Origin of the sequence: Mesorhizobium sp. M7A.F.Ca.CA.001.10.2.1 (assembly GCF_003998575.1) — a bacterium.
Classification (GTDB): domain Bacteria; phylum Pseudomonadota; class Alphaproteobacteria; order Rhizobiales; family Rhizobiaceae; genus Mesorhizobium.
This window is the reverse complement of record NZ_RZQY01000160.1, coordinates 1-10,195: the sequence shown is the minus strand read 5'-3', so window position 1 is coordinate 10,195 and position 10,195 is coordinate 1. Positions and strand designations below refer to the sequence as shown.

9 protein-coding genes are annotated in these 10,195 nt (G+C 63.4%); all 9 read right to left on the bottom strand.

The features are described from left to right. On the bottom strand, window positions 1-1,186 hold a 1,186-nt coding region (locus EN964_RS13055), incomplete at its 3' end, for a VCBS domain-containing protein (RefSeq protein WP_206528715.1). 505 nt (window positions 1,187-1,691) lie between these two features. Next, the gene (locus EN964_RS13050) at window positions 1,692-2,768 is read right to left on the bottom strand and encodes an ABC transporter ATP-binding protein (protein ID WP_127272069.1); all 1,077 of its coding nucleotides are present in this window, start codon (window positions 2,766-2,768) and stop codon (window positions 1,692-1,694) included. Continuing rightward, window positions 2,765-3,565: an ABC transporter permease gene (locus EN964_RS13045; protein WP_127270216.1), complete on the bottom strand. Its 801-nt coding sequence runs from the start codon at window positions 3,563-3,565 to the stop codon at window positions 2,765-2,767. The genes EN964_RS13050 and EN964_RS13045 overlap by 4 nt, the downstream gene beginning before the upstream one ends. 1 nt (window position 3,566) lies before the next feature. Beyond that, window positions 3,567-4,427, bottom strand: a complete 861-nt coding sequence (locus EN964_RS13040; RefSeq protein WP_127270214.1) for an ABC transporter permease — start codon at window positions 4,425-4,427, stop codon at window positions 3,567-3,569. A 59-nt stretch (window positions 4,428-4,486) separates the two neighbouring features. Further along, on the bottom strand, window positions 4,487-5,491 hold the full coding sequence (locus tag EN964_RS13035) for an ABC transporter substrate-binding protein (RefSeq protein WP_127270212.1): 1,005 nt from the start codon (window positions 5,489-5,491) through the stop codon (window positions 4,487-4,489). A gap of 58 nt (window positions 5,492-5,549) precedes the next feature. Beyond that, entirely contained in the window at window positions 5,550-7,019 is a 1,470-nt protein-coding gene (locus tag EN964_RS13030) for an aldehyde dehydrogenase (RefSeq protein ID WP_127272063.1), read from the bottom strand. Between the two features lie 10 nt (window positions 7,020-7,029). Next, window positions 7,030-8,067 (bottom strand): LLM class flavin-dependent oxidoreductase, encoded by a 1,038-nt coding sequence (locus EN964_RS13025; protein ID WP_127268591.1) that lies wholly within the window; start codon window positions 8,065-8,067, stop codon window positions 7,030-7,032. After that, a complete protein-coding gene (locus EN964_RS39080) occupies window positions 8,064-9,872 on the bottom strand; it encodes an alpha/beta fold hydrolase (RefSeq protein ID WP_127268590.1) in 1,809 nt (602 codons plus the stop codon). The genes EN964_RS13025 and EN964_RS39080 overlap by 4 nt, the downstream gene beginning before the upstream one ends. Further along, window positions 9,865-10,195 (bottom strand): amino acid synthesis family protein (locus tag EN964_RS13015; RefSeq protein WP_164775806.1); only part of this gene is annotated, 331 nt, incomplete at its 5' end. The genes EN964_RS39080 and EN964_RS13015, both read right to left, overlap by 8 nt.

Below are 10,195 nucleotides of genomic sequence, written 5' to 3'. Positions count from 1 at the left end.
CATCGCCGGTGATCACCGCCGCGTCGTTGGCGCCGTTGATCGAGATGACGATGTCCTTGGTCGTGCCGTCGGCGGTCGTGACCGTCACCAGTTCATGCAGCGTGGTGTTCGCCCCAGTGCTGTTGAGCGCCTGAACGGCCGCGTTGTTGTCGTCGAGCGTATAGCTCCAGGTGCCGTTGGCATCGATCGAGAAGGTGCCATAAGTCTTGGCGACGGCGAACTGCACGTTAAAGGTAGCCGCGTTATCGACATCGGTCGCATTGAGATCGCCCGCAGCCGTGGCATCGCCTGGCGTGCCGTTGGCGACACCGCTCCTTTCCGTCACCGAGGTGTCTTCGGCACCATTGACAGTGATCACCGCGGCATCATTGGCGCCATGAATGGTGATGTCGATCACCTTCTGGGTGCCGTCGGCGGTCGTAACCGTCACCAGTTCATGCAGCGTTGTGTTCGCCCCGGTGCTGTTGAGCGCCTGGACGACCGCGTTGTTGTCGTCGAGCGTATAGCTCCAGGTGCCGTTGGCATCGATCGAGAAGGTGCCATAGGTCTTGGCCACGCCGGACTGCACGGTAAACAGCGCCGAGCTGTCGACATCGGTCGCATCGAGGTCGCCGGAGGCCGTCGCGTCGCCTGGCGTGCCGTTGGCGACACCGCTTTTTTCCGTCACCGAGGTGTCTTCGGCACCATTGACAGTAATCACCGCGGCGTCGTTGATGCCGGTGAACTGAATGGTAGCCGTGGCCCAGCTTAGCGTGCCATTGCCGAGTTGAATGGCGTAGGTCACTCTGTCGGTGAGAATCTGCCCCTGCCCAAGTGCCTGCACCTGGGCGTCGATATCTGCCTTGTTGTAGTGGATCGTACCATCGGCGCTTATCCAGATGCGAGCGCCTAGAAAGCTCGTATTGGCGGTCGCTGGGAGCGCGGCGAGCGCTGCACTATCACTTGAGTATGTGATGTCGCGCGCCAGTAGATCTGTCGGTGCGTATATCTTCGTCGCTGTCGTAAGACTGTCTGCGTTGTCGATAGAATACAGCTGTGTGGCCGCTCCTCCCAGATCGTTCGCCAATACATTCAGGATCAAGACGCCAGTGGCATCTTCCGAAAAGGCAAGAAGATCGTCCTTCGCTTGCGGCGTGTTCGAGAACGACGTCGTGGTGCCGCCGGCACCGGTGACCTGAGTAGCCATTTTCAACCCCCCTTTGTTTAAGAACAGACGCCCCAAATCTGTTCTATTGACGGTCCGGCACGTTCCGCTGCCACCAGATGAAGAATAGCGCGGACCGGCATGCGAATTCGGGCAGGCATCAATTGGCAGAGCCATCCAGACGAGCCACCGCGCTACGAACAGCCGGCTTAAGCGGACCGTTCGCGGGCGGATGATGGCTCAATAACTGTGGCTGCGACGGCTTTGGCAGCCGCGCCCGTTCTCCCTACCCCAATTGCGTCATCCAAACTCGCGAGCACGAGATTTAGAATACGCTTATATTAGGAGATTATTAACTCTATGCGCGAGGAAGCGCAACGTCCGTGTTTGCAAGACAGTTAATTAGTCAAGATCAAAGCAGAGCCACAACAGCCCGAACGGTTGCGGCATTGAGCCAGGAGCGGATCGGCAGCGTTCAGACACGGATTTTAAGAAGCGGTTCTTCGGAACTTGACAGACGTCGACTTGACCTGACCAATCCGGCCCTTCAGGCCGGAAACAAGAAGGCCGAGCCGGGATCAAAAAAGATGCGCTTGCCTGATGTTGCGGGGCTGTCTGCTCCCTCGGCGTCAGAGGTTGGCCTGACATCGATTTCCTCGCCGGCGGCCGTGCGCGCCACGACGCGCCGGCGGTCGCCGAAGAACGCCGTATCGATGATCTCGACGGCAAGCGCCGCGCTCGTGGGGCCAGGCGCGAGGCGGAAGGCTTCCGGGCGCACCATCAGCCGGACCCTCTGACCCTGGCCGAAGGACGTTGTCGTTTTGATACCGGTCACGATTGAGCCCTCGGCCAGGCGGATCGTGGATACGCCACGCGCGGTTTGCAAATGCTCAGCCGGCAGAAAATTCGAGTTGCCGATGAAGCCGGCAACAAATTCGCTCGCCGGCCGGAGGTAAAGATCCTCGCCGGTGCCGATCTGTTCGATGCGGCCTTCCCTGAACAGCGCGATTCGATCGGATAGGTGCAGCGCCTCCTCCTGATCGTGCGTGACATAGAGGATGGTGACGCCTGTCTCCCGGTGGATGCGGCGGATCTCGGCCTGGATTTCCTGGCGCAGCTTTTTGTCAAGCGCCGATAGCGGCTCGTCCATCAAAAGGATCGGCGGGTCGTAGGCGAGCGCGCGGGCAAGCGCCACGCGCTGCTGCTGGCCGCCAGATAGCGCGCCCGGATGGCGGTCGGCGAAGTTTTCGAGACGCACCAGCGCCAGCATGTCGGCAACCTTGCGCTTGATCTCAGCATCGTGCCGGCGGCGCACGCGCAGCGGAAAGGCGACATTCTCGGCGACGCTCAGATGCGGAAACAGCGTGTAGCGCTGGAACACCATGCCGATGTTGCGCTTGTGCGACGGCACCGAAAGCAGCGACATGTCCTCCAAAAGCACATCGCCTGAGCTCGGATCCTGGAAACCGGCAATGGCGTAGAGCGTCGTCGACTTGCCGGAGCCGGACGGGCCGAGGAACGTCAGGAATTCACCTTTAGGCACATCGATGGTCACGTCGTGGACGGCGACGAAGGCGCCGAACGTCTTTCTTAGCGCGCGTATGGACAGGAAGGACCGGGTCATCTGGATAATTTTCTGCGAAGGAGTGCGGTCACAATCATCAGGCAAAACGTCAGGCCAACCAGCAGGCTCGAGGCGGCGGCGACGACCGGGCTGAGGTCTGCGCGCAGGCTGCCCCAGATCTTAACCGGCAAGGTCTGCAAGGTCGGGCTTGCCATGAAGATCGCCACCACGACCTCATCCCACGAGGCCAGGAACGAGAAGATCGCCGCCGAGAAGATGCCGATCCTGATCGACGGCAAGGTGATCCTCAGCCGCGCCTGAAACGGACTTGCGCCGCAGACGATGGCTGCATCCTCGATGGATTTATCGAAACCTTCGAGCGCCGCGGTGATCGGGATGATGGCGAAAGGAAGCGCCAGGATGGTGTGGGCGATGACGAAGCCGACCGTGGTGCCGGCAAGGCCGATGCGCAGGAAGAAAGCATAGATGGCGATGGCGAAAACGACGACCGGCAGCACCATCGGCGTCAACAGCAATCCGCGCAGGACCTGGCGTCCGCGGAACTCCCCCCTGACCAGGCTGAAGGAGGCGAACAGGCCGATTATGACGGCCAGCATAGCGGCCATGGCGGCAATTCGGGCACTGGTCAGCGCGGCATCGATCCAGGTCGGGTCGCCCAGCAATTGCTGATACCATCTCAGCGTCCAGCCGGGTGGTGGAAAGGCCAGCCAGCGCGACGAACCGAACGACAGGAGCACGATGAAGACCACCGGCAGCAGCAGGAATGCCGCGACGGCCGCCGTGAAGCCGACAAGCGCCACCCGCAGCCATCCGAGCCGTTCATAGTCGAGCAGCATGTCAGATCCCTCCCCCGGCGCGCCTGGCACCAACCAGGCGAAGCTGGATCGCGTAGAGCGCCATGGTGACGACAAGCAGGACGAAGGCGGCCGCACTGCCGAGCCCCCAGTTGAGTAGCGACTGCACCGTCTGGGCGATCATCTCTGCCAGCATCATGTTCGATGTGCCGCCGAGCAGGGCCGGCGTGACGAAGTAGCCGAGCGACATGACGAAGACCATCAGACCGCCGGCGGCGACGCCCGGAAGAGACAGCGGCAAGAGGATGCGGCGGAAGGCCTCGAACGGGCTTGCGCCGCAAAGGGCGGCGGCGCGCAGCGTCATAGGGTCGATGGCGCGCAAAGTGCCCACCAGCGGCAGGATCATGAAGGGCAGCATGATGTAGACCATGCCGATGGTGACCCCGGCCAGATTGTTGATAAGCGGCAGCGGCTCGTGGATGATGCCGAGCCCCATCAGTGCCCGGTTGATCACCCCCGTACGCTGCAGCAGCACCATCCATGCATAGGTGCGGGTGAGAAGGTTGGTCCACATCGACAGCACGATGATGCCGAAGACGATCGATCCCATGGCCGGCGGCATGATCGCCAGCATCCAGGCAACGGGAAAGGCCATCAGGATGGTGACGGCGGTTACGACCGATGCGACCAGGAAAGTGTTGAGGAACACCCGCACATAGGTGCCGCTGCCGAACAGGGTCGCGTAGTTCTGCAGGCCCGGTTCAGGATCGGTTACGCTGCGCAGCAGCAGGGCCACCACCGGCATGATGAAGAACAGGCCAACCAGCAGCAGAGCCGGCAAGGCGCTGCCGCTGCCGGCCGGCAGGCCGGCGACTGAGCTGCGTCTGAAAGAAATTCCTTGCATCGAGCGGTCCTGTCCCGAAACGGGGCGCGCAAGCCGCGCGCCCGTCACCTGCAACGGCGTTACTTGGTCTGCCAGGCATACCAGCGCGTGGCGATCTCGTCTCGATGCTCGGCCCAGTAGTTCATGTCGAGGTTGATCTGTCCCTCAACATGGGCATCGGGGAGTGCTTTGACGGCATCGGCGGGCATCTCAGCCTTGGCCTTGGTATTGATCGGCGCATAGCCGCTCGCCTCGGCGAATTTCGCCTGGCCGGTCGGGCTGGTGGCGGCAGCGAGGAACTTCATCGCGCTGCCCTTGTTCTTGGCGCCCTTCGGCACGACGAGCACGTCGGCGGCGGTGAGGTTCTGGTTCCAGGCAACACCGACATCGGTGCCATCCTGCTGCAGGGCGAAGACGCGACCGTTCCACAACTGGCCGAAAGCGGCCTCGCCGGAGGCAATCAGCTGCTGCGATTCAGCACCGCCGCTCCACCAGACGATATCGGACTTGATGGTGTCGAGTTTCTTGAAGGCCCGGTCGAGGTCGAGCGGATAGAGCTTGTCCGCGGGCACGCCGTCGGCCAGCAGCGCGATCTCGATGACGCCGGGGGCCGACCATTTGTAGAAGGTCCGCTTGCCGGGAAATTTCTTGGTGTCGAACATGTCGGCCCAGCCGGTCGGTTCGCCCGGAACGGCGCCCTTGTTCCAAGCAAGCACGAAGGAATAGTAGAAGCTGCCGACGGCATGCTCATTGCTGAAGCGCGGGTCGAGATCGGCCTTGGGTACGACCGCATAGTCGATCGGCTCCAGCAGCCCGTCCTTGGCGGCCTTGATGGCGAAGTCCATCTCCACGTCGACCACATCCCAGGTGACGTTGCCGGCATCGACCATGGCCTTGAGCTTGCCGTAGTCGGTTGGTCCGTCTTGCAGGACCTTGATGCCGGAGCTGGCCTCGAAGAGGGCCGCCCAGGATTTCGTCTGCGCCTCTTGCGTGGTGCCACCCCAACTTGTGAAGGCCATTTCATCGGCCTTGGCAGCGGTGGCGGCGAGCAGTCCGGCCAGCAAGCCGGTCAGGATCAGTTTCATGATATTCTCCTCTGTTGGTCTGTTCTTGTTTTTCTCAGTGCACCTGCGCCCCACGCTCTCAGCGCATGACGAAGGGATCCGGGATCGGCTCGTCCGACGTCTTGATCCAGACGGATTTCGAGCGCGTGTAATCTCGGATGGCGTCGAGCCCGCCTTCGCGGCCGAGACCCGACAGGCCGTAACCGCCAAAGGGAACGAGCGGCGATACGGCGCGATAGGTGTTGACCCAGACAACACCGGCATGGATGTCACGCGCCATGCGATGCGCCTTGCCGAGATTGCTGGTGAACACGCCCGAAGCCAGGCCGAACGGCGTATCGTTGGCGAGCGCCAGTGCCTGCGCCTCGCTGTCGAAGGCAAGCACGCTGAGCACCGGCCCGAACAATTCCTCCCGCACGCAAGGCAGGTCGCTGCCGCCGGCGTCGATGATAGTCGGCGCGTAGTAGAAGCCGTCCCCGGTTGGCCGCGTTCCACCGGTGACCAGTCTGCCGCCCGCGGCAAGGCTCTCCGCGACCACCTTCTCGATCCAGTCGCGCTGGCGCAGCGTGGCGAGCGGCCCCATTTCTGTGGCCGGATCCTGTGGGTCGCCGACTCGGATCGCTTCGGCCTTGCGCCTCAGCCGTACGAGGAATTCATCTTTTACCGAGCGCTCGATCAGCAACCGTGACCCGGCGACGCAGCTCTGGCCGGTCGCGGCGAAAATGCCGGCGACCACCGCGTTGGCGGCGCTGTCGAGGTCGGCGTCGGCGAAGACGACGACCGGGCTTTTGCCGCCGAGTTCCAGAGTGGTGTAGGCAAGGTTCTCCGCCGTGTTCCTTACGATGGCGCGCGCCGTCGATGGACCGCCGGTGAAGGCGACGCGCGAAACCAGCGGATGGCTGGTCAGGCGCCGGCCGCACTCCTGGCCAAAGCCGGTGAGGATGTTGACGACGCCTGAGGGGAAGCCGGCCTGCTGGACCAGTTCGGCAAAGGCGAGCAGCGGCGCCGGGCCGTCCTCGGAAGCCTTAAGCACGATGGTGCAGCCGGCGGCGAGCGCCGGGCCGAGCTTGACGGCCGAGAGGAAGAGCTGTGAGTTCCACGGCACCACCGCGGCAACGACGCCAATCGGCTCGCGACGGATGGTGACGTCGAGATCGGGCTTGTCGATCGGCACATGCGCGCCTTCGTGCTTGTCGGCCAGTCCGCCATAATAGCGGTAGTAGTCGCCGACATAGGCGATCTGGGCGCGGGTCTCGCGGATGATCTTGCCGGTGTCTCGTGTCTCGAGCTCGGCAAGGCGCCCGGCATTGGCGGCGACGAGGTCGCCGAGCTTGACCAGCAGCTTGCCACGCGCCGTCGCCGTCATCCTTCGCCATAGGTCTGAGCGCAGTGCGCGGTGCGCCGCCTCGACGGCACGGTCGACATCGGCTTCGCTCGCCGCCGGCATCTTCGCCCAGGCCGCCCCGGTCGACGGGTCGACGCTGTCGAAAGTGGCGGACGGTTCGTCGAAGCGGCCGTCGATGAAGTTCCTGAAGAGGGCGTCGGTCATGGGCTCGCGATCAGAGGAAGGCCGGCATCACCCGGTCGATGAACAGTTGCAGCGATTTCATCTTGCGCTTGTGCGAAAGGCCGCTGTCGATCCAGATCGAATACTGGTCGTAGCCGAGCGCCTCATAGTCCTTCAGCCGGGCGATGACCTCATCGGCCTCGCCAATCACCAGGTTCTGCCTGATCTTGTCGGGCGCGTATTGTGGCATGGCCGCGATCTCGTCCGGCGTCAGCAGCTCTAAAACGCCTTGATGCACCGGCTTCTTGTTCTGGAACCAGGCGCCGAACTGGCAATAGAAAGTCGACAGGTCCTGCGTGAGGCGATCGGCGTCGGCCGCGTCTTCGGCGACGAAGGTGTGCATCAAAAGCATGATTTCCGGCCGTTCGATCTCGGGATGCGCGGCGCATGCGGCGTTGAAGCGCTGCATCAGGCTCGTCACCTCCTCGTCGCCGGAAGCCAGCGGCGTCACCTGGACCTTGCAGCCATTGGCGACAGCGAAATCGTGCGAATTCGGGTCGCGGGCCGCCACCCAGATCGGCGGGTAGGGTTTCTGCAGCGGCTTGGGCGAGGAGGTGGTCGGCGGGAATTGCCAGAACTCGCCGGAGAGTTCGAAGTCGCCGTCCCAGAGGCCGCGGATCGCCGGTATGATCTCGCGCATGCGCTGGCCGGCGCCCCAGGCGTCGAGCCCCGGGAAGATACGCTGATATTCATAGCTGTAGGCGCCGCGCGCAATGCCGATGTCGAGCCGGCCGCCACTGATGACGTCGGCCATCGCGGCTTCGCCGGCAAGCTTGATCGGATGCCAGAAGGGCGCGATCACGGTTCCAGTGCCAAGGCGGATGTGGCTGGTTTTGGCCGCGAGATAGGCGATGTTGATGAAGGGATTGGGCGAGATGGTGAATTCCATGCCGTGATGCTCGCCGATCCAGGCGGTCTCGAACCCTGCCTGTTCGGCCATCAGGACCAGCTCCTCGAGCTCGGTCACAAGCTCGGAATGCGGCTTGGCCAAGTCCGACCGTTCCATGTGCACGAAGAGCGAGAATTTCATCGCTGGTCACCTGTGGTGGGTGCTGTGGAACCGGCGGTCCTGGCGAGCGGCCGGACCTCGCCTTCGACATCGTTGCCGACATAGACGCCGAATGCATCCACTGAGCATTCCTTGACATAGCGTGCGAGCATCGAGCGGATCGCCGGATCGGCGATCTTCAACTCCTCGATCGCGTGGATCTCGACCAGCCTGATGCCGCGATCGCTGGAAGCGGGCACGTCGAACGTGCCGCGATAGTAGACATGTGTGCGCGAAACATCTCTGGCATCGTCCCAGACGGCGAAAAGGAAGCCCAGCTTGGCCTCGATGGCCCTCGCGGCAAGCACCCCTCGCAGGCTTTTCCCATCGCCAGCCGCACCCAGACCTCGACCGCGCGGCAGTTCAAAACCATCCGCCGTCTCCAGGAACAGGATTCGGCCGCCATTCTCGAGGATGGCGCCGACATCGGTGCCGGGCTGGGTGGCTGCCAGCGCGTCCTGGCTGAGGCCGGGCGCGACATACGCGCCGCGGCAATAGCCGAGCGGCTGCGCGGAATTGTGCTCGAAATCGCGGACGCGGCCAATGAGGATTGAATGATCACCGGCATTGACCAGCCGCTCCATGTCGCAGTCGAAGGATGCGACGGAGCCGTCCAGCACGGGGCTGCCCGTTCGTCCCGGTCTCCAGGCAACGGCGGCGAACTTGTCGGCCGCTTTCGAGGCGAATATGCCGGACGCTGCCTTCTGATCCTCGTTGAGGACGTTGATGGCGAAGCTTTTCGATGTCGCAAAGACAGGATGGCCAACCGCCTTATGAGCGATGCAGACCAGCACCAAAGGTGGATCGAGCGACACCGAGGTGAAGGAGTTGGCGGTGAAGCCGCGCGGCTCGCCTTCGGGCCCGATGGTGGTGACGATGGTGACGCCGGTGAGGAAGGAACCCAGCGCACGGCGGAACTCGCTGCCGTCGAACCCGGTGTTCGCCGCGGCAGCGCTGTCTTGCTCGATCGCTTCGCCTTCTTTGAGGAAGTCGACGATATGGCGCGTCGTCAGGCCGGGATCCGCCACCGCCATCATATGCCGCTCGCCTGAGAGCACTGTGCAGCGGCCATGCGGCGCCAGCCGCGCCATCGCGGCCGACATTGCCGGCGAAGAATTCCTGTCCTCGGAACCGGTCATGAACAGGGCCGGTACGGCTAGCCTCGGCAGGCGGTCAGCGTGGTCGCTGTCGGCACGAGCGAACAGGCGATAGGTGCGAGCATAACCTTCCGGGTCGACGGCACCCAGTACGGCGGCCGTCTTCCGTGCAGCCGCCTCGAGCTCGACCGGCACCGGATCTCCGAACCAACGGGCAATGGTCTGTGCCGTGCCGGTCACCCCACTCTTGCCGGTAAGCGCCACCGCGCGCTGGCGAACAGCTTCGGCCAGTTCAGGTGGCCGCCGGAACACGGCATTCAGCGAGACGATGCGGCGGACGCGCTCGGCTGCGCGTAGCGCGAGTTCCTGGGCAACGAGCGCGCCCATCGAGTGGCCGATGACGGATACTTTGTCGAGGCCGAGATGGTCGAGCAGGCGAATGGCCTGATCAGCATAGTCGGCGAGTTCTGGGTTCTGCGGCGGCAGCGGCGACTGACCGTGGCCGAGCATGTCGATGGCGATGACGTCGAAGCTATCGGACATCCGCTCGATCTGCGGCTGCCAGATCGCGGCGTTCATACCAACGCCATGAATAAAAAGCACCGGTGCGCCCGCGCCGACACGGATGAAGCCGGTGCCGTCGGGCGCCGCACCCCGTCGAGCCCATGCCGATGCGGAAGCGTCAGCCATGCACGTCCCCAAGCTCTTTGAGGTCCTGGTAGCGGTCGCCGATTCGATGATGCGGGCGGCCGCCGATCGAGGCGCCGAGCGCCACAACCAGCTCGTCGGGCGCCGGTGCATCGCCGATCTGGAAATGCACGGTGAGGTAATGCGAGCGCCGCCCTTCGTCATTTTTGTCCATCAGCGGAATGATGATCGGGGTGTTGGGCCCGCCGCGCAGATTGGTGAAGGCAAGGTAGGTCTTGGCGCTTACGGCACGCCGATAGTGGTTGCCGAAGTGCAGCGTATGGATCAACGCCGACGCATGCTCGATCTCGCCCGACGTACCGCAG